Source organism: Streptomyces sp. NRRL F-5135 (assembly GCF_000719775.1).
Classification (GTDB): Bacteria; Actinomycetota; Actinomycetes; order Streptomycetales; family Streptomycetaceae; genus Streptomyces; species Streptomyces hebeiensis.
The window spans coordinates 289,983-314,113 of sequence record NZ_JOHR01000003.1 but is presented as its reverse complement, the minus strand read 5'-3'; the positions used below and the strand labels follow the sequence as shown (position 1 = coordinate 314,113).

The following is a 24,131-nucleotide window of genomic DNA, read 5'->3' as shown; positions in this document are numbered from 1 at the left end:
CACGTCGGTGCGATGGATGGTGCGGGTGGTGCGGGTGGCTCGGGGTGGTCAGCGCAGCGCGAGGACGCGGACCCCGTACGGGGCGAGCACCACGTCCTGTACGGGCTCCCCACCGGTCAGCTCGGTCAGCTCGCCGTCCGCGGCCGGGCGTACGGTCAGCTCCTCGTCGGACTGGCTCACCAGCCACACGAAGCGGGAGCCGTCCTCGCGGACGAGTGTGTCGGCGGCGACGTAGGGCGTGTCGACCGTCACCGTCCGGGCGGCTCCGGCGAGTTCGGCGAGTGCCGCGTACAGCCGGTGCGTCTGTTCCGGGTTGACGCGGGCCGTCCGCGCGGCCATGTGCTCCAGCGGGTAGGTGGCCAGTACCGTACGGCCCTCGCCCGTCTCGTGGCACAGCAGTGCGGGGCGGCCGTGGGCGTCGGTGGCGACGACCCGCGCGCCGGCCGGGACGACCGGCAGGTAGGCGCGGCTGTCCTCGTTCCCGGCGACGGGGAAGGTCAGGGTCTCGCCCGCGGCGATCGCACCGAAGTCCTCGGTGAACGTCATCTCCAGGACGTCGTCCTCGATGGGCTCGGCGACACCGTAGGAGAGTTGGAGTTCCACCCCGAACAGGCCGTCGAGGTCGTGGAACCACGGACCGCGCGTCGTCGGGTGTTCGCCCGAGCAGAACGACAGGTAGACGGTCGCCCCTTCCCGGGCCCTGCGCTCCAGGGTCCGGCGGGTACGGGTCGTCAGCTGCCGTGTGGAGGGCAGCAGATACAGGCGGGCGTCGTCCGGCAGCCCGTCCGCCTCCCGGGCGAACGCCACGGGCAGGTCGGCGCCGCGCGCGGCCACGTACCCCTGGTGCAGCGAGGTGAAGATCAGCGGTCGGTCGGCGGGCCGGCTGTAGGGGTAGCCACGCTCCAGGAAGGCGGGCACGACCAGTGCGGCGTCCGCGTCCGTGCGGCGGCAGCGCGCGAAGTCGACGCGGCGCAGCACCTGGGCGAAGTCGGCGAGTTCGCGCAGCGGTTCCTTCGGACGTCCGGTGTGGTCGGTGATCCCGAAGTGCATCTCGAAGGGGTGGTGGTCGTAGGGCGAGCGGTCCCACAGGTCGTCGTAGTCGGTGTTGTTCCAGGCGATCCAGCCGGTGGCTCCCCCGAGCAGTGAGTTGTGCAGGGTCTGCCGGTAGAACACGCCCGCGTTCGCGGCCGAGACGGTGTCGGTGGAGAGCCCGAATTCCTCCAGTACGACCGGCCGGCCCGCGACGGCGGCGAGTTCGCACTCGAAGGCGGCGCGGTAGTGCTGGCGTGGCCGGTCCGTGTCGGAGCGGTAGACGTGCGGGCCGACGAAGTCGACGTACTCGGCGGTGTCCCGCAGGGAGAAGCCGTTGTCGCGGCCCGTCACCTCGATGCCCCAGGCGCCGTCGCCGAGTGACACCGGCTGGGTGCCGCCCGCCGCGCGGACCGCGTCGCACATGAACTGCGCCCAGGCGGTGACGACGTCGGGTGAGGGCGGGTCGACCTGGTAGATCCGTCCGTAGCCCGGCATCTCGTTGGTGATCAGCCAGCCGGTCACGGCGGGGTGGTCCTTGAAGCGCCGGGTCATCTGGGAGACGAACCACGCCTGCCGCCCGACCAGCCACACGTCCTCGTACAGGTCCCGTCCGCCGCGCCAGGCGGGGTCCCAGTTCTCGCCCGACATGTGGCCGACGATGAAGGTGGGGATCGTGCCCATGCCCGCCTCGGTGTGGGCGTCGAGGAAGTCGCGGAAGCGGTCGCAGAGTTCCTCGTCGACACGGCCGGGCTCGGGGTGGAAGTCGGGCCAGTAGAAGAAGGAACGGGTCATGTTCAGCCCGTGGTCCCGCAGGACGGCCAGCTCCTCGCGTACCGTCTTCGGCTCGTAGTCGCGCCACATCAGCGGACCGCCGGCGCGGGACCAGAAGTTGGCGCCGAGCCAGGGAAGAACGGCGGAGTCATGGGTGAGCTGGGCGCTGTGGCGTCGCATGGTCTCTCTGGCCTCTTCGAGTGCGGGGGTGTGTCGGCGCGGCTGTCGGTGTGGAGGGTTCACAGGTGCGGGTGGGCCCCGGATGGCCGGAACGGGGCGCACGGTTCAGGCTCCCGTCGGGAGGGGGCCGGTGGATTCCCGTACGACCAGCCGCGGGCGTCCGTCGAGGACGGCCGGGGACACGTCCTCGCCGCACCGGGCGAGCAGGGTGAGGGCGGCGGCGGCGCCGACGCGCTGCACCTGCTGGTCGACGGTGGTCAGGCGGGGGTGCAGCCAGCGGCCGAGCGGGAGGTTGTCGTACCCCACGACCGACAGGTCCCCGGGCACCCGGAGCCCGGCGCGCTGGGCGGTGCCGATGCCGCAGACGGCCATGGAGTCGTTGGGGAAGACCAGGGCGGTCGGCCGGTCGGGCAGGGCGAGCAGGTCCTTCGTGACGGCGACGGCCGCCTCCTCCGTGAAGTCGGTGTGCCGGACGGCGACCGGCCGCAGTCCCTGCTCGGCGAGGGCCTCCTCGAACGCGGTACGGCGCAGCCGGGTGTGCAGCAGTTCGGCCGGGCCCGCGACGTAGGCGACGCGGGTGTGGCCGAGTTCCAGCAGGTGGTCGACGGCCTCGCGGACGCCGGCGCCCTGCTGCCCGAGTCCCACGCCGGGCACCGCCGAGCCGCGGGCCGGTGCGCCCAGCAGGACGGCGGGCAGTCCGAGGCCGCGCAGCAGCCTGGGGCGCGGGTCGTCCGCGCGTGCGTCGGTGAGGACGGCACCGTCGATGCGGCCTTCGGCGACCAGCCGCTCGTACAGCGTGCTCTCCTGCGGCATGTCGGCGACCAGGTGGAGCAGCAGACCGTAGCCTCGCGGGGACAGCTCCCCCTCCAGACCCGTGATCAGTTCGCTGAAGTGCGGGTCGGCGCCCAGTACGTCCGTGGGGCGCCGGACGACGAGGGCGATCGTGCGGGTGCGCGCCCGGCGCAGTGCCGTCGCGGAGGCGCTGGGCGACCAGCCCAGCCTGGTGGCCGCTTCGAGGACGCGGCGCCGCGTGGCGTCCGAGATCCGGCCGGTGCCGTTGACGGCCTGGGAGACCGTCGCGGTGGAGACTCCCGCCTCGGCGGCCACGGCCTTGATCGTTGGGCGCGCGGCGCCCTCGGGACGTTCCTTCACATCTTCACCGCCCCGCTGACGAGCGCCTGCTGCATGCGCTTCTGGAGCACGGTGTACACCACCCAGACCGGGACCAGTGTCAGGAGCGTGCCCGCCGTCAGGATGCCGTAGTCGGTGCCGGTCAGGGACTTCAGGGTGGGCAGGGCGACCTGCACGGTGCGCTGCTCGGGGTCGGGGCCGATGATGACGAGCGAGTAGAGGTACTCGTTCCAGAAGGTCAGGAAGTTCAGCAGCAGGATGGTCGCGATCCCCGGCATGCACATCGGTGTGTAGACGTGCCGCAGGACGGCGAAGGTGGACGCGCCGTCGATGCGCGCGGCCTCCTCCATCTCGCGCGGGATGGTCCGCATGAACTGCACCAGGATGACCACGGAGAGGGGCATCGCGGTGGCGGGCAGGAACAGCACCATGAAGGCGCGGGTGTGGAACAGCCCGGTGCCGGCGGCGAGCAGGAAGGTGGGGAAGAGCGCGGCGAACGTGGGTACCAGGAACCCCAGCGAGAACACCCGCTCCACCAGGGCGCCCAGCCGCCCCTCGGAGCGGGCGATCGCGAAGGCCGCGGGGACGGCGAGCGCCAGGGTGAGAGCGAGTGCCAGTGCCGTGACGAATGCCGAGTTGACGACGGCGGGGCCGAGGTGGGCGGAGGAGAACGCCTCCCCGAAGTTGTCCGGGGAGAGCGAGGCGGGCGGGGAGAAAGGGCTGCCGAAGATCTGGTCGTTCGTCTTGAAGGCGGAGACCAGCAGGTAGTAGAGGGGGACGACCAGCAGCGCCGCGTACAGCCACGCGAGGATGTGCGCCGGCAGCCAGGACCTTCCGAACTTCATGGAACCGCTCCGATCAGTAGTTCTGGCGGAAGACGCGACGGATGGTCAGGAGCCCGGCCAGGCCGGCCAGGAACAGGACCACACCGACGGTCTGGCTGTAGCCGAGATCGGCCGCGATGAAGGCCTTCTGGTAGACGAGGAAGGACAGCGTCGTCGACGAGCTTCCGGGGCCGCCCTGGGTGAGCAGCAGCACGTTCTGGGCGGAGCCGAACAGGGTCCACAGGAACTGGAGCATCGTCACGACCCCGACGAAGTCGCGGATGACGGGGAAGTGGATGCGCCACATGGCGCGCCAGTGGCCCGCGCCGTCGAGTTGGGCGGCCTCGCCGATCTCGTCCGGCACACTGCCCAGGCGGGCCGCGAACAGTACGGCGGTGAAGCCGATGCCGCTCCACACGTCGAGGAGGATGAGGCAGGCCAGCGCGGTGGAGGGCGAGGCGAGCCAGGCGTCGGTCAGCGAGCCGAGACCGGTCTTCTCCAGTCCGCCGTTGAGCAGTCCGTCCGGGGAGAGGACGGCGTAGAACACCATCGCCTTGGCCGGGGTGGAGATCAGGCCGGGTATGAAGAGCAGGTACCGCAGCGCGCGGTGGCCGGGCGGGCGCTGGGCGACGTAATACCCGAGCATGTACGCGGCGACGATCATCAGCGGGAGCGCGACGACGAGTTGGGTGGCGGTGTTGCGCGCCGCGTCCCAGAAGACGGGGTCGTCGAGGACGGTCCGGACGTTCCCGAGCCCGGCGAAGGAGATCGGCTGGAGCATGCCGGGCCAGTGCAGGGCGGCGATGACGAAGATGGCGACCAGCGGACCGACCATGAAGACGAGGTACCAGACCAGCGCGGGCACGGCGAGGACGACCCCGCCCTGGGTGCGGCGGGTCGCGGCGGCGGGCCACGGCGTGGGCGGAGCCGGCAGGCGGACCGAGGTGCCGTCGGGGGCGGGCGAGAGCGTCGGCATGAGTGACTCGCAGAGGGCTCGGGCGCGCGGATCAGGCCGTGCGGTAGGCGGATTCGAGGGCGGAGCGGACGGATGCCGCGCTCGTCCCCCGGGTGAAGGCAGTGCTGGTCGCCGTGATCAGCGGCTGGGTGGCGGTCGGGGGGACGTACAGATCGGGCAGGAGCGCCTGGTCGACCCGGTCGCCGAGTTGCTGGGCCTTGGCCACCAGGGGGAACTCCGTGCTGACCGTGTCCGTCACGAGCGCCATGTCCCGTCCGCTCTCGGTGATGAAGCGCGACACCACCTCCGGCCGGTACATGAAGCGCAGGAACGTCTCGACGGCAGGCAGCTTCTTCACGCCGTTGGGGCTGATCCAGAATCCGATGAGGGTGAACGAACGCAGGATCGTCGGCTTGTCGTGCGCGGCTCCGGGCGCGAGCGGCCAGCCGCCGACCTCGGTGTGACCGGCGGTCTTCGGCGGCACCTTCGCGAGGGCGGAGGACATCGCGGACTGGACGGCCGCGGCTTCGGTGTTGTACTGCGTGGTCATCGTGTCGGAGGTGAGGCCCTGGGCCTTGTCGGCGAAGACGCCGGCGTCGCGCAGCGCGACGAAGTAGTCGATACCCTCGCGGGCGCCCCTGCCGCTGAAGTCGCCGGTCGAGTAGACGACTCGGGCCTCCTGCGGGGTGAGGAAGGTCTGGATGATCTGGGCGAGCAGCTTCTGCCCGGTCCAGTCGTTGCCGCCCACGGTGACGGGGGCGATGCCCTTGGCCCGGAGCTTGCGGGCCGCGCCGATGAGCTGGTCACCGGTGGTGGGCACGGAGTCGACGCCGGCCCGTTCGAGCAGGACGGTGTTGTAGGCGACGGGCCAGTTGGCGGCGAAGTACGGGAAGGCGCGCAGCCTGCCCTTGCCGTCGGTCCACTCCGTCAGGGCGGCGGGCAGGACGCGTTCGCGCAGCCCCCAGTCGTCGAGGTAGTCCCGCACGTCGACGGTGGCGCCGACGTCGGTCCACGCCAGCGTCTTGTCGTACAGGTTGACCATGACCACGTCCGGCTCCTTGCGGGCCAGCCGCGAGGTCTCGTACACCTGGGCCAGGTCGTCACCGTTGACGAGGTTCTTGATGCGGAGCCCCGGGTTCTCCCGGTGGAACTCCTTGACGACGGCGGTGTACGTGGCGGAGCCGGGTGCCACGGTGCCGAGCTGGGTGTGCACCACCAGGGTGCCGGGATCGGAATCGGCCGAGGCGAGCGAGGAACAGCCGGACACAGCGGGGATCGCGGCAGCGGCGGCGAGGCCGGAGCCTGCGGCGAGGAAACCGCGCCGACTCAGAGGTGAGCGCACAGGGGGATGTCTCCAACCAGGACGTCAACCATGTTGGTTAAACGATGTACCAGTGGGTTGCGAGAAACCTAGGGGCGCGTCCACGAATGGTCAACCCCTTGCGCGCGTCCGGTGGTGCACCGCTCGGACGAGGGGATCGGTTGGGGGCGGTGGGGTCGGTACGGTACGGCTCATCCGCTCGACGCAGACCGCTGGTCAGCTCGACGCGGTCCGCTCGTCAGCTCGACGCGGTCGGTTCGTCAGTTCAAGGCGGTCCGCGCCCGCTTCAGGAACTCGTCCCGCACGTCCTCCGAGGTCTTCAGACATTTCATCCACACGCCGCTGGCGAAAATACCGAGGCTTTTGGTCGTCCCCTGGTCACGAGCGTCGCGGACGACGGCCTCCAGTTGGTCGACCTGTCTCTGCGCGGCGATACGGACGTCACGTGCCGCCTCGGTCACGGAACAGGGTCCCTCCATGTCCAGCACGTGGAATATCTCCCGCAGTCTCATCAGCCTGGCGCGGTGTTCCTTGAAGACCGACTCGCAGTCCTGGGACAGTGGCTGATCCCAGGTCTGGATCAACGCGCTCTCCAACGCTGCGGCCACGTTGAGGAATTGCACGTACACCTCACGGCGCATCTCTCGCTTCCGGACCTTCCGCTGCTCCTCGTGGTCCCTTCGCTTCTGCCTCTCCTGGGCTTCCACCTGACGTGCCGTGGTCCGTAACGCGACCCGCCCGGTGAACCACACACCGAACAACGTCGACAGCGCCGTGACCAAGGCAACCGCAATTGTGTCGCTCACATCTGAACGGTCCCCGCCGCGCGCCGCGGCTACACCGTCCCCGCACCACGGAAGGCCGCCCCCGGGCTCCTTCGCGTGTCTCCCGCGCGAGAGGTGTCCGGCGCCGGACCGACGGGCCGAAGCTGTCCTCGACGCGCGCCGGGGCGCGGATCACGGCGTCCCGTCCGTCGGTGCCCTGGCCGGCGGCGACATGGTTCACAGGGCGCGGGAGTCGACCGCGCCCCGTGATCCGCGGGCGCGGTCAAGCACGCTCAGGACGCGTACGCGCGAGGTCGCGTTCGGCCGTCCCGTGGTAGCCGGCGAGCAACGGCCGGGGAAGCGGCCCCTTGATGCGCGCTCCGCTCTCGGTCTCCTCCCAGGCGTGGGCCAGGATGCCCACGCTGCGGGAGAGCACATGAACAGTCCGCGGCCCAGTTGGGGCGGGAAGCCGAGTTCCGCGTAGATGATCGCGGTGGCTCCGTCGATGTTCATGGGCACCGGCCGCTCGCGGCCTTCGGCGAGTGCCGCCTCCAGCGCGAGTCCGGCCTCCAGGGCCCGGCCCGGGACCTCCCCCGCCTCGATCGCTTCCCGGACCAGGGCGAGGAGGGGGTCACGGCGGGGGTCGCGCGGGTGGAAGCGGTGTCCGAAGCCGGGTATGTAGGCGCGACGCCGGCGGTATTCCGCCACGATCTCGAGGGGGGCCCGACGAACCCGTCGGGTCGACGGTCTACCGTCGGGGCATGAGGCCCCGTCCCGCGGCGGGGTTCCGCGCCCCCGGCCGGGGGCGCCGGCCCGCTCGCCGAGTTGTTCACCCCCGCGGCCTGACGCCGGTCCGGTCCGTCGCAGCCCCTCCCGAGGAGTACGTACGTTGTCGCAGTCATCCGGCCCGGTCGCGGCCATGGAACGCCGCCAGGTCGCCGTCTACGTGGGGGCGCTGGCCGCCGGCGGACTGGTGGGCTGGGCCGCCCCGGCCGTGGGAGCGGGCCTTGAACGCGCCATCAACCCGGTCCTCGCCGCCCTGCTGTACGTGACGTTCTTGCAGGTGCCGGCCGCCGAGCTGGTCCGCTCGCTGCGGGCGGGCCGGTTCCTGGCCGCCGCGCTGGTGGTGAACTTCGTGGTGGTGCCCCTGGTGGTCGCGGCGATGTTCGCCTTCCTCCCCGGCGACCGGGCAGTGCGGCTGGGCGTGCTGCTGGTGCTGCTGGCCCCGTGCGTGGACTACGTGATCGTCTTCAGCGGTCTGGCCGGTGGCAGCAGCCGGCGGCTGCTCGCGGCGACTCCGCTGCTGCTGCTCGTCCAGATGGTGCTGCTGCCCGGCTATCTCTTCGTGTTCCTGGGCTCGGGCCTGGCCGATGTCGTCGAGGTGGGACCGTTCGTCGAGGCGTTCCTCGTGCTGATCGTCGTCCCGCTGGCACTGGCCTGGCTCACGCAGGCGTGGGCCGCCCGGCACCCGGCCGGCCGGAGGACCGCGGACGCGATGGGCACGGCCATGGTGCCGCTGATGGCCGCCACCCTGCTGACCGTGGTCGCGTCCCAGGTTCCCGGACTCGGCGGCAGCCTCGTCGACGTGGCCCGCGTCGTGCCCTTCTACGTCCTCTTCCTGGTCGTGATGGCGTTCGCCGGGCTCGCCGTCGCCCGGCTGTTCCGTCTCGACATACCGGAGAGCAGGGCGATCGTGTTCACCGGCGCGACGCGCAATTCCCTGGTCGTCCTCCCCCTCGCCCTGGCCCTGCCCGGCCAGTTGGCCGTCGCCTCGGTGGTGGTGGTCACCCAGACCCTGGTCGAGGTGGTCGGCATGGTCGTCTATGTGCGAGCGGTGCCCCGGATGCTTCCCGCTTCCTGAGGGCCCGCACCCGGTGCGGGCGGCGTCGATGGCTCCCACGCGACCCACCGGGGCGTCGACGGCCTGCCCGACGGCCTGCTCCACCCCGGCGGGGGCCTCGCCGGACACCTCCGGTGTCTAACCCGCGGCGACGGTGAACGCGTTCTTCACCGTCTGCGTCACCGCGTTGCCGTCCGCGTCGGTGGCGGTGACGCGCAGGGACGCGTCCCGGCCCGCCGCGGAGTCCGGGATGGTCCACTTCGCACGGAACTGCCCCTGGCGAGGGAGGCGGTGGAGGCCGCTGTCCACCCCTCGCCGTCGTCGAAGGACACCTCGACCGTCGCCCTGGTGACCGCCGGCGGGGCCACCACGCCCGGCACGTGCCCGAAGGTGACGACGAACTGGTCGTCACCGGTCGGCCCCGCGGAGGTGCGCGGCTTCGGGCACAGCGATCACCCGCCCGCGATGGGCCAGGATCCCTCGGCCGCGCCACCGCAGGTACGCTCCGGCGAGGCGGCGGCCGACATCGACGCCGCCGTGTCACTCGTCCGTCGGCGCCGGCCCGGGCCCCTGTCCGCCTTCGGCTGGGCCACCGGCGGCCATTGGCTCGCCGCACACGCCGCGTGGCGGCCCGGGCGGAACGCGACTCCTGGTCCCGCCCGGGAAACGGTGACCGACTCGCCCGGCGACTGGTCAACGCCCGGGACGTACGGGTGCGGCCCCTGCCCGAAGCGAACCACCATGCGCATCTGGAACGCCCCCGGTACGGCCGGGACATGCTGCTGGACGAGATCAGGGAGTTCCTCGGCCACTGACCGGACACACGGCCGGCCGTCGGCGTCAGGACTGTTCCCCGGCCAGCGGGAAGTGGCACAGCGCCGCGTGGGGTTGGCCGGGCCTTCCGGGGTCCCCCGCGTCCGCTCGGGAGACGGCCGGAGGTGCCAGGTCGGCGCACCGGTCCTCGGCCTGCCAGCACCGGGTGCGGAAGCGGCAGCCGGAGGGGATGTCGTACGGGGAGGGGATCTCGCCGCGCAGCCGGATCTCCGCGTCCTCGGCGGCCCGGGACGCGTCCAGCACGGGCGCGGCAGACATCAGGGCAGCGGTGTAGGGGTGCAGGGGGCGGTCGAAGACGTCCTCGGTGCGGCCGTGTTCGACGACCTTGCCGAGGTACATCACCGTCACCCGGTCGGCGACGTACCGGACCACGGACAGGTCGTGGGAGATGAACACGTAGGAGACGCCCAGGCGTTCGCGCAGCTCGGACAGGACGTTGAGCACCTGCGCCTGCACTGACAGGTCCAGGGCGGACACCGGCTCGTCGCACACGATGAGGTCGGGGTCGAGCGCCAGCGCGCGGGCTATGCCGATGCGCTGCCGCTGGCCGCCGGAGAACTCGTCGGGGTAGCGGTGGGCGTCGCTCTCCCGCAGCCCGACCAGGGAGAGCAGTTCACGGACCCGGCGTTCCCTGGCCTGTGCCGTGGGCACGACGTCCCGGTGCGTGCGCCACGGTTCACCGATGAGGTCGGCGGCGGACATCCGGGCGTTGAGCGAGGCGAACGGGTCCTGGAACACCATCTGCACCCGGCGCCGCCAGGCCAGCAGTGCCTTGCCCCGCAGGGTGAACGGGTCGGTTCCGTCGAAGCGCACGGTGCCCGCGTCGGGCCGCTCCAGCCCGAGCAGGACCCGGGCCAGGGTCGACTTGCCGCAGCCGGACTCGCCGACGAGCCCGAGGGTCTCGCCGCCGCGCAGCCGCAGGTCGACGCCGTCCAGGGCGGTCAGACGCCGCCGGCCGTGGCCGAACGTCTTGGTCACGCCGGCGACCTCGAGCAACGGCGGGGCGTCGGCCCGGCCGTCAAAACGGCGGCCCGGCACGGAGGTCCCGGTCGCGGAGGTCCCAGGCGCAGGAGTTCCGGTCGCGGAGGTCTCGGTCGCAGGCGTCTCAGACACGGTGGAGTTCCTCCGAGAAGTGGCAGGCTGCGGAACGGGAGGCTCCTACGGACCGCAGAGGAGGACGCTCCCGCACACAGCGTTCCCGTACGAGGGGGCAGCGGTCCTGGAACACGCATCCGGACGGCACCGCGCTGAGATCCGGCGGGCTGCCCGGTACCGCGGGCAGCGGACGGCCCCGGACGGCGTCCTCCGGAACGGAGTCGAGCAGTCCTTTGGTATACGGGTGGCGGGGGTGGGAGAAGACCTCCCGTACCGTCCCGTTCTCCACCACGGTGCCCGCATACATGACCACGACATCGTCCGCCCGCTGGGCGACCACCGCCAGGTCATGGGTGATCAGGACGACCGCCATGTCCCGCTCCGTCTGCAGGTCCCGCAGCAGCCGCATGATCTGCGCCTGCACCGTGACATCGAGCGCGGTGGTGGGCTCGTCGGCGATCAGGACGTCGGGGTCGAGCGCGACGGCCATCGCGATCAGCAGCCTCTGCCGCATGCCGCCGGAGAACTGGTGCGGGTACGCGCGGGCCCGCAACCGCGGCTCGGGAATACCGACGCGGGTCATCAGCCGGACCGCTTCCTCCTCGGCCCGGCGCCGGGAGAACCCGCGGTGGATACGGAACGGTTCCCCGAGCTGCCGGCCGACCGGCTGCACGGGGTTGAGGGCGGTCAGCGCGTCCTGGAAGACGATGGACAGCACGGGGCCGGCGAGCTTCCTGCGCTCCGCCCGGCTCAGCCGCAGTGTGTCGGTGCCGCCCACGCGGACGGCCCCGCCGGTCACCTCGGCCACCGGGTCGAGCAGGCCCACGACGGACAGCGCGGTCATCGACTTCCCGCAGCCCGACTCGCCCAGCAGGGCGAGGGTCCGGCCCCGGTGCACGCCGAAGCTGACGCCGTCCACCGCGCGAACCGTGCCGGAGGGGGTACGCAGGTCGACGCACAGGCCCTCGACATCCAGCGCGGGGCGGTCGGGATCGAAGGGTGAGGGCTTCACTGGATCATCTCCGTGGGAACGGCCGTGGCGCCGCGGCGCTTCCTGGGCAGCGTCAGACGCCAGCGCTGGGCGGGGTCCGTGGCCAGGCGTGCCCAGGCGGCGAGCACGGTGGCGGACACCGTGGTCAGGACGATCGCGACGCCGGGCAGCACGGCGATCCACCACGCCGTCCCGAGGTACTGACGGCCTTGAGCCACCATCAGGCCCCAGCTGACGTCGGGCGGCTGGATGCCGATGCCCAGGAAGCTCAGTGAGGACTCGGTCAGCATCACGAAGCAGAAGTCGAGGGTGGCCACCGTCAGCAGCGTCGGCAGCACGATGGGCAGGACATGCCAGTAGATGATCTTCCGGCTCGGTGTGCCGAAGGTCCGCGCCGCGTCGACGAACAGCCGGCTCCTGAGCTCGGCCGACTCGGCGCGGGCGGTGCGCAGGTAGACGGGGACCCGCGTCACCGCGAGGATCAGCACGATGTTCATCGCGCTCGGCGCGAAGACGTACAGCACGACGACCGCGATCAGCAGGGAGGGGAAACTGAGGATGACGTCGGCCACCCGCATCGTGACGCTCTCCCGCACGCCACCGTGGTACCCGGCCCACAGTCCCAGCGCGGAGCCGATCACCAGCGAGCACAGCACCGCCGGCACCGCGACGGACAGCGTCGTACCGGCGGCGTCCACCAGCCGGGCGAGCACGCTGCGTCCCAGCACGTCCGTGCCGAGCAGTCCGTAGACGCCGTGGTCGAGGGAGGGCGGGCGCAGCGAGGCGCGCAGGTCCTGCCGTTGCGCCCGGTCCCCGATGAACAGGCGGCCGGAGAGCGCGACGAGGACGACCAGGGTGAGGACCGCGGACGCGACGGCGGCGAGCCGGTCCCGGCCGAGCAGCAGCCACCAGCGGGGCGGACGGGGGGCGGGTGGGGTGTCCGCGGCCGAGGGCGGCTCGATCCGGTCGGTCATCGTGGCTCCTTCCCTCATGCCGGCACCGCCTGGCGTACCCGGGGGTCGAGCAGCGCGTGGCAGACGTCGACGAGGATGTTCAGCGCGAAGATCGTCACCGCGGTCAGCAGCACGGCCGCCTGCAGCACCGCGAAGTCGCGCTGGAGGATGGAATCGATCATGAGCTTGCCGATCCCGGGCCAGCCGAAGATCGTCTCCACGATCACCGCGCCGTTGACCAGAGCCACGGTGAGGTCCCCCGCGACGGTCAGGACCGGGGTGACGGCGTTGCGCAGCGCGTGGCCGAAGACGACTCGCCGGGCATCGGCGCCCTTACTGCGGGCGATCTTGACGTAGGGGGCGGACAGCGCGCCGACCATGCTGCCGCGGACCACTTGCACCAGCACACCGAACGGGCGGATCAGCAGGGTGGCGACGGGCAGGATCCACACCTCCGGGCCGCCCAGCGTGCCGGACGTCGGCAGCAGGTCCAGGCTCACACCGAAGACCAGCACTCCCACGATCGCGAACCAGAAGTCCGGGATGCTCGCCGCGGTCATCGACAGCAGGCCAGCGATCCGGTCGATCGCCGAGCCCGGCCGGTACGCGGCGAGGCTGCCGACCAGCAACGCGCCGCTGATCGCCAGGAGCATGGTGACACCGGCGAGTTGGAGGGTGACGGGAAACGCGTCCAGCACCATGGTGGCGGCCGGCTGTCCGGTGCGCAGGGAGGTTCCGAAGTCGAGCTGTACGGCACCGGTGAGGTAGTGCCACAGCTGTACCGGTACGGAGTCGTCGAAGCCCTGGGCGGCGGAGAAGTCCGCTCGCTGCTCGGGGGTGGCGCTCAGCGGAAGGTAGAGATCGACCGGGTTGCCGGTCATACGGGCCAGGAAGAACACGCCCAGCACCACGAACAGAAGGGGGATCGCGCTGGATACGACGCGCTTGCGCAGGAACGGGACCATGTCAGTGCCGCACCTCCTTCGCCGCCCTCGCTGGTTCCGCCGCCTTCGCCGCATCCGCCGCGTCCGCGGCCTTCGCGGGGCTGACGTCCGCCAGCCGCATCTCGTCTCCGGTGGCGGAGTTCGGCCGGTACCGTACGGACGGTGACAGGCCGAGCAGTCCGCGCATGTGGGCCAGGTAGGCGTACTGCGCCACCGACGCGTTCTGGTGCGCGAGCAGGCCGGCGAAGGCCCTCTGGCGCGCCGCACCGGACAGGCCGCCCGCGGCGGCGATGCGCCGGTCGAGTTCCGCCGTGCCGAAGGTGGACTGCGGGCCGTCGCTCAGCAGGTACTGGCTGGTGGTGAACGCCGCGTCACCGGCCTGGTTCCCGTGCATGATCAGCAGGGCGATCGGTCCTACGCCGCGCGGCAGCGGCCGCAGCTGATACTGGAGTTGGGTGGCGGTGTCGGCCATGCGGACCTTCACCTTCAGCCCGATCCGGCCCAACTCGTACTGCAGGGCCTCGGCCGTCTCCGCGATTCCGGCGAACTGGCCGTTGCGTGCGACCAGTGTGATCTCCCGGCCGGTCGGCACGCCGTCGGCCGCCGCCTCCTCGATCAGCGCGCGGGCGGCGTCCACGTCGTACGGGGTGGGCTCGAGCGCGTCGTTGTGGCCCACCACGCCGGGCGGGACCAACTGGGCCGCCGGCTCGGCCAGTCCGCCCAGCAGGGCGTCGGCGATGCCCTCGCGGTCGACGGCCATGCCGATCGCCCGGCGCACCCGCAGGTCGTCCAGCGGCGCCTCGCGTCCGTCCAGCCGCAGGGCGGTCGTCTCGTTGTTGGGGTAGTCGACGGTGGTCTTCTTCTCCGCGTCCATCGGGTCCAGCGACATCGCGATGTCGGCCTCGCCCTTGTCGATCATGGCGGCGCGGACGCTCGCGTCGCCGCGCCAGACGTACCGGGCCCGGGGGTAGGCGGGGGCCTCGCCCCAGTAGTCCTCGTTGCGGGTCAGGGAGATCGCGGAGCCCGCCTGCCAGGACTGCACGGCGTAGGGGCCGGTGCCGACCGGTATGCGCACCTTGGCCTCGGTGTCGGTGGTGCGCGGCACGATCTCGACGAAGCTCAGCCGCAGCGGGAGGATGGGATCGGGCTTCTCGGTGGTGACGGTCAGCCGGGTCGGGCCGACCACGCGTACGTCCAGTTCCTCGTCGCCGAAGACGTATCCGTCCACGTTGCAGGCGAGGTCGGAGTTGACGGCGCGGTCGATGGAGAAGGCGGCGTCCTGCGCGTCGAACCGGTCGCCGTTCTGGAACGTCACCCCCGGGCGGATGTCGAAGGTCCAGGTCGTGGGCCGCGTCTGGGTCCAGCCGGTCGCCAGCAACGGCCGCAACTCGCCCGAGGTGGGGTCGCGTTCGACGAGCGGTTCGGTGATGTTGGAACGGACGACGACACCGGTGGCGGTCAGGGACGACTCGCAGGGCTCCAGCGTCGGCGGTTCCTGGGTGAGCACCACGCGCAGGGTGCGGCCGTCCGCGCTGCCCGCGTCGCCGGCGCTGTCGCCGTTCGCCACGGCACACCCGCCGGACAGCAACATCGTGCCGGAGAGGAGCAGAGTGAGCAGGGTGCGGGACCGGCCCCGGCCCGGGCGCGCATCGGAGGAAACAGAGGGAGCGGAGGAAGCGGAGGACTTCATCGTCGGCGTGTCTCCGGGAGTGCTGTTGTGGTGCGTTCCGAGTCCGCACGGCCGCCATCGCCGTCCACATACACATACTCGGTCTGCATCTGTAGACGCCGAAGCTAGACCCGGGGTGCAGCAGCGTCAAGACATGCGACGTGCGCGACGTTCCCCTGCGCTCCTCGATCCGTACTCCCTACGTCGTAAGCCCAGGGCACCGACATAAGGAGTACGCCCCTGTCCTTCCCCGGCCATCGGGGGGAACCCACCCTGGGCGCCCGGTCACCACCGTGCCCTGTTTTCGCCCTCGTGAACCGCGGCCCTCTGGCAACCCTCGGCTGGCGGCTGTGACCGGCACTTCGAGCACGCTCCCGCGCCGTCCCGGCGGCCCGACCGCGGTGATCGTACGGTTGTGGCAGCGCACTCGGTCCGGCAGGATGCGGCCATGCCGACCTCACCCTTTGTCCGCCGCTACCGCCCCGGGGACCGCGCTGCCGTGTTCAACGTCTGCGTGCGCACCGGGTACGAGGGGGGTGACTCCCGGGAGATCTACCCCGATCTTGAACTCCTGCCGAACATCTTCGCCGCGCCGTACCTCGAACTGGAGCCGGACCTGGCGTTCGTGCTGGACGACGGCCGGGGCGAGGCCGTCGGCTACATCGTGGGGACGGCCGACACGCCCCGGTTCACCGAGGCGTTCCGGGACGAGTGGCTGCCTCGGCTGACGGACCGGTACCCCGCTCCATCGACGCCGCCCACCACGCCCACGGAAAAGATGCTCGCGCTCATGCACACCCCGGAGCGGATGGTCGTGCCGGAGCTGGCCGACCACCCGGCGCACCTGCACATCGACCTGCTGCCGGGACAGCAGCGCCGGGGACACGGGCGCACCCTGATGAACGCCCTGCTGGCGGCCCTGCACGCCAAGTCGGTGCCCGCCGTCCACCTGTGCATGTCCACGGCCAACCGCCCGGCCCGCGCCTTCTACGACAGGGTGGGCTTCCGGGAGCTCGACGTCCCCGGCTCCGGCTCGTCCACCTACCTCGGGCGTCCCACCGAGCCCGGTCCGCTCCCCGAATGAGTCAGGTCCCCGCACGGTGTCCGGGCACGAGACACCGCGCGGGGCCCGAGCGGCGCGCCGTGCGGTGCGTCGCGATCCTCGTCCGGGCCCTTACCCAGGCGGGGTAGAGCGCAACGCCGCCGAGGTCGCACAGTGGTGACCATGCTGAACCGAGTCGCCGTCCTGTCCGACATCCACGGGGTCCTGCCGGCGTTGGAGTCCGTCCTCGCCGAACCGGACGTCGACGCCGCCGATCGCATCGTGCTCACCGGTGACATCGCGGCCGGCCCGCAACCGACGCGGGTCCTCGATCTGCTCACCGGTCTCGGCGACCGGGTCGTGTGGATCCGCGGCAACGCCGACCGCGAACTCACGGAATACCGACGGGGACTGCGCGACACGATCCCCGACCCCATCGCTCCCTGGGCGGCGGAACAGCTGCGCGAGGACCATGTGGTCCTTCTCGACTCGTTGCCGCCCTCACGTTCCCTGTCCGTCCGCGGCCTGGGAAAGGTGCTGTTCTGTCATGCCACCCCCCGCGACGACGAGGAGGTCGTCCTGGTCGACTCCCGTTCCGACCGCTGGAAGGAGGTCTTCTGCGGCCTCGATACGGACATGCGCACCGTGGTCTGCGGGCACACCCACATGCCGTTCGTCCGCCTCGCCGAAGGCCGGCTCGTGGTCAACCCCGGGAGCGTCGGCATGCCGTACGGAAGGGCCGGAGCGCACTGGTGCCTCCTCGGACCCGGCGTCGAACTGCGCACGACGCACTTCGACATCGAGGCGGCCGTGACTCAGGTCCGCCAGGACTCGTCCTACCCCCGAGTCGGCGAGTGGGCGGACTACTTCCTGCGCGCTCGGGCGACCGACGTGGAAGCCCTCGCGACCTTCGCCCCACGCGACGGGCGCGGCCACACGCCGTGAACACCCCGTTACCTTCACGAACGGCGGCAGTCGGCCGGCCGGCGGACCGTGGTGCCGAGCGTGCCTCGATCCGCGCTACCGCGTCAGCGTCTCGTACATGTCGGCCAGTTCTCCGGACAGTTTCGACTTGACCCAGCGTGAGACATCGTCGGCCAGCACCTCGTACGCTCCCGCCTCGACGCCGTCGAGTGCGGCCGAGGCGACGTCGCGGGGGTCGGACTTCGGAGCATCGACGCCCGTCGTCATCCCGGTGTCGACGTAGCCCACGTGAAGGCCGGTGACGGCGATGCCGCGTGACCGCAGCCGCAGGCGCAGGGAGTTGGTCTGGGACCACAGGGCGGCTTTGGAGGCGCTGTACGACGTGCCGTCTGCGAGCCAGGAAAGGGCCGAGTGGATGTTGAGGATGTGTCCGCCGCCGTTGCGTTCGAGGACCGGCACGAACGCCCGGGTGACGAGCAACGGGCCATAGAAGTTGATCTCCAGGTTCCGCCGCACGTCCTCCATCGGAGAGTCGAGATAGGAGGCTCCGACGGCGACGCCGGCGTTGTTGATCAGGAGGGTGACGTCCTCGGCCCGCGCGGCTGCCGCCGCCACGGACGACGACCCGGAACAGCCGAACCGGCCGGCCGGAAGATCAGTCATGAGACACCCGCTCAGCCCAGCACCCGCCCGAGGAAGCCGCGCAGGTAACCCGCGACGACGTCCAGGTGACTCTCCAGCAGGAAGTGGCCGCCGTTGATCAGGTGCACCTCCGCATCCTTGGCGTCGCGGGCGAAGGCTCGCGCGCCGGCCGGGCCGAAGATTTCGTCGTTGCGTCCCCACACCGCGAGCACCGGAACCTCGCCGGCGCGCAGGAATTCGTGCAGCAGCGGGTAGAGCGGGCGGTTGTTCGGGTAGTCGCGGAACAGCGCCAGCTGGACCTCGTCGTTGCCCTCACGGGAGACGAGGGCGAAGTCGTGCTCCCAGGTGTCCGGGCTGACCAGGCTCGGGTCGGGCACGCCGTGCACGTACTGCCAGCGGATGGCGTCGATGCTCAGCGCGGCGCGGACGGCGGGTTCGGTGTCGGGACCGGGGTTCGCCCCGTAGGCCCAGACGTCGCTCCAGAAGGACTCGACGAAACCGTCCTCGTAGCCGTTGCCGTTCTGGGTGACGAGGGCGGAGATCCGTTCGGGGTGCCGGAGCGCGAGACGCCAGCCGATGGGAGCACCGTAGTCCTGGACGTAGAGGGCGTAGCGGCCCAGTCCCAGCTGGTCGAGCAGCCCGGAGGTGAGTTCGGCGAGGGCGTCGAAGGTGTAGGTGAACTCCCCCACGCGGGGAGCGTCGGAGTGGCCGAAGCCCAGGTGGTCCGGCGCGATGACGTGGTAGTCGTCGGCCAGCAGCGGGATCAGCTCGCGGAACATGAACGAGCTGGTCGGATAGCCGTGCAGCAGGACGATGGTGGGGGCGTCGGCCGGGCCGGCCTCCCGGTAGAAGATCTCGTAGCCGTCGACGGTGGCGGTCCGGTGGTGCACCGAGCTCATTTCTAACCCCTTTGAATGTCTGATCCGGTTAGTTCACTGTCACGCAAGCACGGAAGGGACTAACCTGTCAAATGATTCGATCTGGTTAGATGGAGAGTGGCACCCGATGGACACGCTGCTGGACCTGCTCAACAGCAGGCCACTGGTCAACGGCGAGGAGCGGGACGCGCTCGGCGACCCGGCCGGCGGCAGACGCTGGGCACGGGAGCACGGCGGCGAAGGCAGCCTCGCGGAACTGGCGCTGCTGCGCGACACACGAGACATCCTGCGGGACGTGGTGCGCGGAGAAACCTCGCCCGACGCGTTGAGCCCGCTGCTCGAAGGGGTCCACCAGATCCCGGAGATCACTTCGGATGGTCTTCAGTGGACGGTCAGGACTCCCCCGCACGCCCGGCTGGCCGTCGAGGTGATCCTCGCCTGGGCCGCCGCCGAGAAGCACACGCCCGGGCGGCTACGCCCCTGCGCCAACGACGAGTGCCAGTTGTTCCTGCTCGACCGCAGCCGCGCCAACCGCGCCCGCTGGTGCTCGATGGCTGTCTGCGGCAACCGCGAGAAAGCACGCCGCCACTACGAACGCACCCGATGAGCTCGTTCCGGGTCCGACGGCGCTGAACCGTGGGAACGCCGATGCGCCGCGGCTGCGGCAGGTGCCGGCCGGGCTGCCGCAGCGGAAGGCCGCCGGCGGCCGGTCCTGGCGGTGGACGTCACCCACCGGCTCCCGCCGGACGCGCCGACCAGTCGGACCGCTTGGCCGGGCGGCCCGAGACCATCGCCGAACGTGACCGGATCGGACCATGAAGAACACGCTGAGACACGCCGGACGGTTGGTCCGCGGCGCGTGTTCGGGGCTCGGAGGCGTACTCGCGGCGGCGTCGGTCCCTCGGGAGCGGTCAGCGCATACCGGCGGCGTCGAGGAGGGAGGCCACCGTGGGCCGGAGAAGTCCGGCCGAGGTCTCGGCCCGGATTCCGAAGCGGGCGCTCGCACCGTCGAAGACAAGAATCAACTGCCGGGCCAGCAGGCCGGGATCGCCGGCCCCGCCGCGTTCCGCCTCCGCGTGGAAGAAGGACTGCAGCTCGCCCTTGACCCGTTGCGCGATCCGGCTCGCGGGATGGTCCGGATCCTTGACCTCGACCTGGACAGCGAGGTACGGGCAGCCTCGGTACGTCGCCGCGACGGCCTGCGTCTCCACCTGCTCGAAGACGTGCAGGATCCGCTCACGAGGCGGACGCCCGTCATCCGACGGCGGCAGGAGGCGGGCCGCGAAATCGGGGGCACGCCGCTCCAGGCTCGCCGCCAGCAGCGCGTCCTTGCTTTCGAAGAGCTGGTACATCGACCGCTTGGACACACCCGCCGCCCTGCAGAGCGCCTCGACACCCACATGGACGCCGTCGAGGTAGGAAAGCGTGGCCGCGGCGTCCAGCAGTCGGTCGCGGGAACTCGGCTTCGCCTCTGCGCTCATGCTCAGAGACTAACTCCATCGGTGCGGCGGGAAGAACGGTCGGTTTCCCTCGAGGACACACATCCCGGGGAAACGCCGGCCGGCTCGGCGCGGACCGGCGGGGGGGGTGGGGCCGCGCTCTCGGAGTGCCAACGGGCGGAACGGGTGGTGTGGTCGGAGGTCCAGTGAATCGTGGACATCTCGTACTCCTCGTGATCGAACGTGCGGGGCACGAAGAGCACTTCGACGAGGAGCCCGCGGAATCGGCCCGCGCTACGGCACGGGCCCGAGCGTCAGGCAGGCAGGGCTACCGCTCCCGCGTCGAAGCGCGAGAGGAGACATCGCCGAGAACCATACCGAGCGTCATGACCAGCCCTTTCGGAGAGGTGACGTAAGAGATTCGCCCAACGCGCTCGCGATGAGCAAACGCGTGCGGAGGTCCCGATAGGGCAACGAGCGGCAGGTACCGGGCGGTTGTCGCGGTCAGGCGGCCGAGAAGCCGTCCACGCCGAGGCGAGCGCCCGGGCGGGAGACGTCCGCGGGAGCGTCTCGCCGGGGGCCCACGCCCCGTGCCGGGCCCCGGCCGCCGGCGGGCCCTCACGGCCCAGCCCCTCGGCAGTACAAGCCCCGCGTCCGTTTCGTTCATAAAGAACCTCCGGCGACGATGCGCGCCGCACCGCCGCCGCTCCCCCTGCACACCGCCGGTGAACCCGCACGCGACCTGCGGGGTTTACCCGTCCTTGACTCGTGAACGCCCCTGCCACGAACGATGATTCGGATTTAAATATGTTGATACCGTGATTTCGCGGGGTGCCACCCACCCCGCGAACCGCATCACAGCAAGGAACAACGAGCAGCAATGAAGAGCGACCCTCCTGAAGCGAAGGACTCCGGCCCGTCATCGTCCGTCTCCCCGGCCACCCGCTGGAACAGTGCGGACGGCTCCTGGGAGACCACATCCCGCGGGCGCGCCGTACTCACCGATCCGCGCCTGAACAAGGGAACCGCGTTCACACGTGAAGAGCGCCGCGACCTCGGGCTGACCGGCCTGATCCCCGCCCAGGTGATGACCCTGGAGCAGCAGGTGACCCGCGCGTACGCCCAGTACCGGGCGAAGGCGACGGACCTGGACAAGAACGTGTACCTCCGGTCCCTGCAGGACCGTAACGAGGTGCTGTTCTACCGGCTGCTCGGGCAGTACCTCAGCGAGATGCTCCCGATCGTCTACACCCCCACCGTCGGTACCGCGATCGAGCGCTACAGCCATGAGTACCGGCGCTCTCGCGGCATCTACCTCTCCGTGGACGCCCCCGAGGACATCGAGCCGGCACTGCGCGCCGCCGGGCTCGGCCCCGGTGATGTGGATCTGCTCGTCGCCACGGACGGCGAGGCCATCCTCGGCATCGGCGACTGGGGCGTCGGCGGCATGGACATCTGCATCGGGAAGCTCGCCGTGTACACCGCCGCGGCCGGTATCGACCCCGCCCGCGCGCTTCCGGTCGTTCTCGACGTCGGCACGAACCGCCGGGAACTGCTCGACGATCCGCTCTACCTCGGCAACCGCCATCCGCGCGTGGACCGTGAGACGTACGACGCCTTCGTCGCCGAATACGTCGCCGCCGCCGGCCGGGTCTTCCCCGAAGCGCTGCTGCACTGGGAGGACTTCGGCTCCTCGAACGCGCGGCGCATCATCGACACGTACGGCGACAAGGCCCTCACCTTCAACGACGACATCCAGGGCACCGGCGCGGTGAACCTGGCCGCCGTCCTGTCCGGCGCCCGGGTCACCGGCGCGCCGCTGCGCGACCACCGCGTCGTGATCTTCGGCGCCGGGTCGGCCGGGCTCGGCATCGCCGACCAGCTGCGTGACGCGCTGGTGGCCGACGGCCTCTCGCCCGACGAGGCATCGGACCGGTTCTGGTGCGTCGACCGGTACGGTCTGCTCACCGACGCCGACACGGGCCTGGACGGACACCGGCTGCGCTACGCCCGCCGCGCCGACGAGGTCGCCGGCTGGGACCGCGACGAGCGGGTCGGCGGCATCGGCCTCGCCGAGGTGGTCCGCCGTGCCCGGCCGACCATCCTGATCGGCACCTCGGGCCAGGGCGGTGCCTTCACCGAAGAGATCGTGCGCGAGATGGCCGCGCACACCGAACGGCCGGTCGTCCTTCCGATGTCGAACCCGACGCCGCTGGCCGAGGCCACGCCGCAGGACCTGATCGAGTGGACCGACGGGCGCGCGCTGGTCGCCACCGGCAGCCCGTTCGCCCCGGTGACCCATGGCGCCGTGACCCACGTCATCGGCCAGGCCAACAACGCCCTGGTCTTCCCCGGGCTCGGTCTGGGCGCCATCGTGGCCCGCGCCGACCGGATCACCGAGGGCATGCTCCTCGCCGCGGCGCGGCAGATCGCCGCCATGGTCGATCCGACGACCCCCGGCGCACCGATCCTTCCCCTCGTGGACCGGCTGCGGGACACGTCCGCCGCCGTCGCCGTGGCCGTGGCCCGCGCGGCCGAGCGTGACGGCGTCGCCCGCACGGCTCTTGACGACGATCTCGACACGGCGGTGCGAGCCGCCATGTGGAGCCCGGACTACCGACCGGTGAAGTCGGTCTGATGTCCGCGCCGGTGAAACAAGGGACAAGACTGTGAGCTTCTCTCATATCTTCACGATCGTCGTGCCCGTCTTCCTCGTGATCGCACTCGGTTACGGGGCGGGCCGCGGGCAGTCGTTCGCCGGGGAGCGCGGCGGTGCGCTCACGGTGCTCACGATGCAGTTCGCCCTTCCGGCGTCGCTGTTCCTGAGCATCATGAACACCCCGCGCCACACCCTGCTCAGCCAGGGGCCGCTCGTAGGCATGCTCGCCCTCGGGCTGCTCGGCCTCTACGCCCTCATCCTCCTGGGGCTGCGGACGATCGGCCGGCTGCCGCTCGACCGGGCGGCGATCGTGGCGCTGGCCTCGGTCCAGCCGCAGTACGCCTTCATGGGTGTGACGATCCTCGGCAACCTCTTCGGAGGCGCGACGGCGGCGATCCCGATCGCCATCGCGGGCATCCTGGTGAATGTCGTCCTCGACCCCGCGGTGCTGATCCTGATCAGTTTGGACCGGGGCGGGGACAAGGCCAGGACCGCCGCCGTTCCCCGGCCCCGGGTCGCGGCGCACGCGCCCGGGCTCCTACCCGCCACGGCGGGCGCTCCGGTCGGCTCCGGCGCGGGTGGCGGGTTCGGCCCGCCGGACATCGCGGGACCGGACGCCACGGACCCCGACGCCGCCGAGAAGCCGCACGGCCCGGACACCGGCCCGGCCGGCGCGGGGGCGCGCAAGCCCACCTGGCTACGGATCGTGCAGCCGCTGCGCAAGCCCTTCGCCTGGGCCCCGCTGCTCGGCCTGGTCTTCGCGCTGGTCGGGATCCACCCGCCCGGGATGGTGGAAAGCTCGCTCACACTGGTGGGACAGGCCGCCTCGGGCGTGGCGCTGCTGTCGGTGGGTGTGACGCTGGCCCGGGTCGGCCGGCCGCAGCTCAGTGCCGGCGCGTTCGCCGTCGCGCTGTGCAGTGTGGTGGTGCTGCCGCTGAGCACCTACGGGATCGGGCTGCTGCTGACCTCGCAGCAGGTCGCGGCGCAGGCCGCGCTGATCGTGGCGTTCCCCGTCTCCCCCGTGCCGATGATGCTCGCCTCGCAGCACGTCAAGAGCGAGGAACACCGCATCGCCTCGGCGGTGATCATCAGCATCGTGCTGGCGTTCGTCACGCTGCCGCTGATGATCAACCTCACCAACTGACCGAGCGATTCGACCCCGGCGGGGACAGTGCGGAGGGCGAGCCGGATGGCCGGCTCGCCCTCTTCGGCGTACGTGTCCGCCGGTCACCGGGCACGGTGC

General features: G+C 71.2%; 23 protein-coding genes. 7 read left to right on the top strand and 16 right to left on the bottom strand.

Features of this window, described 5'->3' with window-relative positions; genetic code table 11:
• Positions 1-48: 48 nt before the first annotated feature.
• The 7 genes from IG02_RS0106705 to IG02_RS36020 all read right to left on the bottom strand — a co-directional run bounded on the left by IG02_RS0106705 (position 49) and on the right by IG02_RS36020 (position 7,686).
• A complete protein-coding gene (locus tag IG02_RS0106705) occupies positions 49-1,983 on the bottom strand; it encodes a glycoside hydrolase 5 family protein (RefSeq protein WP_030743010.1) in 1,935 nt (644 codons plus the stop codon).
• 105 nt (positions 1,984-2,088) lie between these two features.
• Complete coding sequence (locus tag IG02_RS0106700) at positions 2,089-3,135, bottom strand: LacI family DNA-binding transcriptional regulator (protein WP_030743009.1); 1,047 nt, start codon at positions 3,133-3,135, stop codon at positions 2,089-2,091.
• Positions 3,132-3,959 (bottom strand): carbohydrate ABC transporter permease, encoded by an 828-nt coding sequence (locus IG02_RS0106695; RefSeq protein WP_030743008.1) that lies wholly within the window; start codon positions 3,957-3,959, stop codon positions 3,132-3,134. The genes IG02_RS0106700 and IG02_RS0106695 overlap by 4 nt, the downstream gene beginning before the upstream one ends.
• A gap of 13 nt (positions 3,960-3,972) precedes the next feature.
• Positions 3,973-4,914 carry a carbohydrate ABC transporter permease gene (locus tag IG02_RS0106690; protein WP_030743007.1) on the bottom strand — a complete coding sequence of 314 codons (942 nt, stop codon included), beginning with the start codon at positions 4,912-4,914 and terminating at the stop codon, positions 3,973-3,975.
• A 31-nt stretch (positions 4,915-4,945) separates the two neighbouring features.
• The gene (locus IG02_RS0106685) at positions 4,946-6,235 is read right to left on the bottom strand and encodes an ABC transporter substrate-binding protein (protein WP_030743006.1); all 1,290 of its coding nucleotides are present in this window, start codon (positions 6,233-6,235) and stop codon (positions 4,946-4,948) included.
• 239 nt (positions 6,236-6,474) lie between these two features.
• A complete protein-coding gene (locus tag IG02_RS0106680) occupies positions 6,475-7,020 on the bottom strand; it encodes a hypothetical protein (RefSeq protein ID WP_030743005.1) in 546 nt (181 codons plus the stop codon).
• A gap of 195 nt (positions 7,021-7,215) precedes the next feature.
• Positions 7,216-7,686, bottom strand: a complete 471-nt coding sequence (locus tag IG02_RS36020; RefSeq protein ID WP_234314627.1) for a citrate/2-methylcitrate synthase — start codon at positions 7,684-7,686, stop codon at positions 7,216-7,218.
• 211 nt (positions 7,687-7,897) lie between these two features.
• On the opposite strand from IG02_RS36020, the gene IG02_RS0106670 reads away from it, so the two are divergent.
• Positions 7,898-8,839: an arsenic resistance protein gene (locus IG02_RS0106670; protein ID WP_030743004.1), complete on the top strand. Its 942-nt coding sequence runs from the start codon at positions 7,898-7,900 to the stop codon at positions 8,837-8,839.
• A gap of 117 nt (positions 8,840-8,956) precedes the next feature.
• Here IG02_RS0106670 and IG02_RS41385 read toward each other — a convergent pair whose 3' ends face one another.
• Positions 8,957-9,127, bottom strand: a complete 171-nt coding sequence (locus IG02_RS41385; protein WP_158712246.1) for a hypothetical protein — start codon at positions 9,125-9,127, stop codon at positions 8,957-8,959.
• 293 nt (positions 9,128-9,420) lie between these two features.
• On the opposite strand from IG02_RS41385, the gene IG02_RS0106660 reads away from it, so the two are divergent.
• Positions 9,421-9,633 (top strand): hypothetical protein, encoded by a 213-nt coding sequence (locus IG02_RS0106660; RefSeq protein ID WP_158712245.1) that lies wholly within the window; start codon positions 9,421-9,423, stop codon positions 9,631-9,633.
• A 25-nt stretch (positions 9,634-9,658) separates the two neighbouring features.
• Here the strand turns inward: IG02_RS0106660 and IG02_RS0106655 are convergent, their stop codons facing one another.
• Genes IG02_RS0106655 through IG02_RS0106635 form a run of 5 tightly spaced genes read right to left on the bottom strand, consistent with a single transcriptional unit; the run spans position 9,659 to position 15,325 of the window.
• On the bottom strand, positions 9,659-10,765 hold the full coding sequence (locus tag IG02_RS0106655) for an ABC transporter ATP-binding protein (protein WP_107055549.1): 1,107 nt from the start codon (positions 10,763-10,765) through the stop codon (positions 9,659-9,661).
• Entirely contained in the window at positions 10,758-11,759 is a 1,002-nt protein-coding gene (locus IG02_RS0106650) for an ABC transporter ATP-binding protein (RefSeq protein WP_030742999.1), read from the bottom strand. The genes IG02_RS0106655 and IG02_RS0106650 overlap by 8 nt, the downstream gene beginning before the upstream one ends.
• Positions 11,756-12,712, bottom strand: coding sequence for an ABC transporter permease (locus IG02_RS0106645; protein ID WP_051764590.1), 957 nt, complete (start codon positions 12,710-12,712; stop codon positions 11,756-11,758). Before IG02_RS0106645 ends, IG02_RS0106650 begins: the two co-directional genes overlap by 4 nt.
• A gap of 14 nt (positions 12,713-12,726) precedes the next feature.
• Positions 12,727-13,656: an ABC transporter permease gene (locus IG02_RS0106640; protein WP_030742995.1), complete on the bottom strand. Its 930-nt coding sequence runs from the start codon at positions 13,654-13,656 to the stop codon at positions 12,727-12,729.
• Position 13,657: 1 nt separating this feature from the next.
• Positions 13,658-15,325, bottom strand: a complete 1,668-nt coding sequence (locus IG02_RS0106635) for an ABC transporter substrate-binding protein (protein WP_078854254.1) — start codon at positions 15,323-15,325, stop codon at positions 13,658-13,660.
• A gap of 427 nt (positions 15,326-15,752) precedes the next feature.
• Here IG02_RS0106635 and IG02_RS0106630 point away from each other — a divergent pair, with 427 nt between their 5' ends.
• Both IG02_RS0106630 and IG02_RS0106625 read left to right on the top strand, forming a co-directional pair.
• Entirely contained in the window at positions 15,753-16,388 is a 636-nt protein-coding gene (locus tag IG02_RS0106630; protein ID WP_030742991.1) for a GNAT family N-acetyltransferase, read from the top strand.
• A gap of 141 nt (positions 16,389-16,529) precedes the next feature.
• Positions 16,530-17,291, top strand: a complete 762-nt coding sequence (locus IG02_RS0106625) for a metallophosphoesterase family protein (protein WP_030742989.1) — start codon at positions 16,530-16,532, stop codon at positions 17,289-17,291.
• Positions 17,292-17,366: 75 nt separating this feature from the next.
• Here the strand turns inward: IG02_RS0106625 and IG02_RS0106620 are convergent, their stop codons facing one another.
• Together IG02_RS0106620 and IG02_RS0106615 are read right to left on the bottom strand one after the other, a co-directional pair.
• Positions 17,367-17,933, bottom strand: a complete 567-nt coding sequence (locus tag IG02_RS0106620) for an SDR family oxidoreductase (protein ID WP_078854253.1) — start codon at positions 17,931-17,933, stop codon at positions 17,367-17,369.
• Between the two features lie 11 nt (positions 17,934-17,944).
• Positions 17,945-18,811: an alpha/beta fold hydrolase gene (locus IG02_RS0106615; protein WP_030742985.1), complete on the bottom strand. Its 867-nt coding sequence runs from the start codon at positions 18,809-18,811 to the stop codon at positions 17,945-17,947.
• Between the two features lie 106 nt (positions 18,812-18,917).
• On the opposite strand from IG02_RS0106615, the gene IG02_RS0106610 reads away from it, so the two are divergent.
• Positions 18,918-19,397, top strand: a complete 480-nt coding sequence (locus tag IG02_RS0106610; RefSeq protein WP_030742983.1) for a CGNR zinc finger domain-containing protein — start codon at positions 18,918-18,920, stop codon at positions 19,395-19,397.
• 304 nt (positions 19,398-19,701) lie between these two features.
• Here IG02_RS0106610 and IG02_RS0106605 read toward each other — a convergent pair whose 3' ends face one another.
• A complete protein-coding gene (locus IG02_RS0106605; protein WP_030742981.1) occupies positions 19,702-20,271 on the bottom strand; it encodes a TetR/AcrR family transcriptional regulator in 570 nt (189 codons plus the stop codon).
• 838 nt (positions 20,272-21,109) lie between these two features.
• Here IG02_RS0106605 and IG02_RS0106600 point away from each other — a divergent pair.
• Positions 21,110-22,867, top strand: a complete 1,758-nt coding sequence (locus tag IG02_RS0106600; protein WP_030742979.1) for an NAD-dependent malic enzyme — start codon at positions 21,110-21,112, stop codon at positions 22,865-22,867.
• Positions 22,868-22,898: 31 nt separating this feature from the next.
• A complete protein-coding gene (locus tag IG02_RS0106595) occupies positions 22,899-24,032 on the top strand; it encodes an AEC family transporter (RefSeq protein ID WP_030742977.1) in 1,134 nt (377 codons plus the stop codon).
• Positions 24,033-24,131 lie beyond the last annotated feature (99 nt).

What these genes read in the sequence shown, in the direction of transcription:
- IG02_RS0106705 (WP_030743010.1), bottom strand. Translation starts at nt 1,983, where the DNA reads ATGCGACGCCACAGCGCCCAGCTCACCCATGACTCCGCCGTTCTTCCC.
- IG02_RS0106695 (WP_030743008.1), bottom strand. Translation starts at nt 3,959, where the DNA reads ATGAAGTTCGGAAGGTCCTGGCTGCCGGCGCACATCCTCGCGTGGCTG.
- IG02_RS0106690 (WP_030743007.1), bottom strand. Translation starts at nt 4,914, where the DNA reads ATGCCGACGCTCTCGCCCGCCCCCGACGGCACCTCGGTCCGCCTGCCG.
- IG02_RS0106670 (WP_030743004.1), top strand. Translation starts at nt 7,898, where the DNA reads ATGGAACGCCGCCAGGTCGCCGTCTACGTGGGGGCGCTGGCCGCCGGC.
- IG02_RS0106645 (WP_051764590.1), bottom strand. Translation starts at nt 12,712, where the DNA reads ATGACCGACCGGATCGAGCCGCCCTCGGCCGCGGACACCCCACCCGCC.
- IG02_RS0106640 (WP_030742995.1), bottom strand. Translation starts at nt 13,656, where the DNA reads ATGGTCCCGTTCCTGCGCAAGCGCGTCGTATCCAGCGCGATCCCCCTT.
- IG02_RS0106635 (WP_078854254.1), bottom strand. Translation starts at nt 15,325, where the DNA reads ATGAAGTCCTCCGCTTCCTCCGCTCCCTCTGTTTCCTCCGATGCGCGC.
- IG02_RS0106630 (WP_030742991.1), top strand. Translation starts at nt 15,753, where the DNA reads ATGCCGACCTCACCCTTTGTCCGCCGCTACCGCCCCGGGGACCGCGCT.
- IG02_RS0106625 (WP_030742989.1), top strand. Translation starts at nt 16,530, where the DNA reads ATGCTGAACCGAGTCGCCGTCCTGTCCGACATCCACGGGGTCCTGCCG.
- IG02_RS0106620 (WP_078854253.1), bottom strand. Translation starts at nt 17,933, where the DNA reads ATGACTGATCTTCCGGCCGGCCGGTTCGGCTGTTCCGGGTCGTCGTCC.
- IG02_RS0106615 (WP_030742985.1), bottom strand. Translation starts at nt 18,811, where the DNA reads ATGAGCTCGGTGCACCACCGGACCGCCACCGTCGACGGCTACGAGATC.
- IG02_RS0106610 (WP_030742983.1), top strand. Translation starts at nt 18,918, where the DNA reads ATGGACACGCTGCTGGACCTGCTCAACAGCAGGCCACTGGTCAACGGC.
- IG02_RS0106605 (WP_030742981.1), bottom strand. Translation starts at nt 20,271, where the DNA reads ATGAGCGCAGAGGCGAAGCCGAGTTCCCGCGACCGACTGCTGGACGCC.
- IG02_RS0106600 (WP_030742979.1), top strand. Translation starts at nt 21,110, where the DNA reads ATGAAGAGCGACCCTCCTGAAGCGAAGGACTCCGGCCCGTCATCGTCC.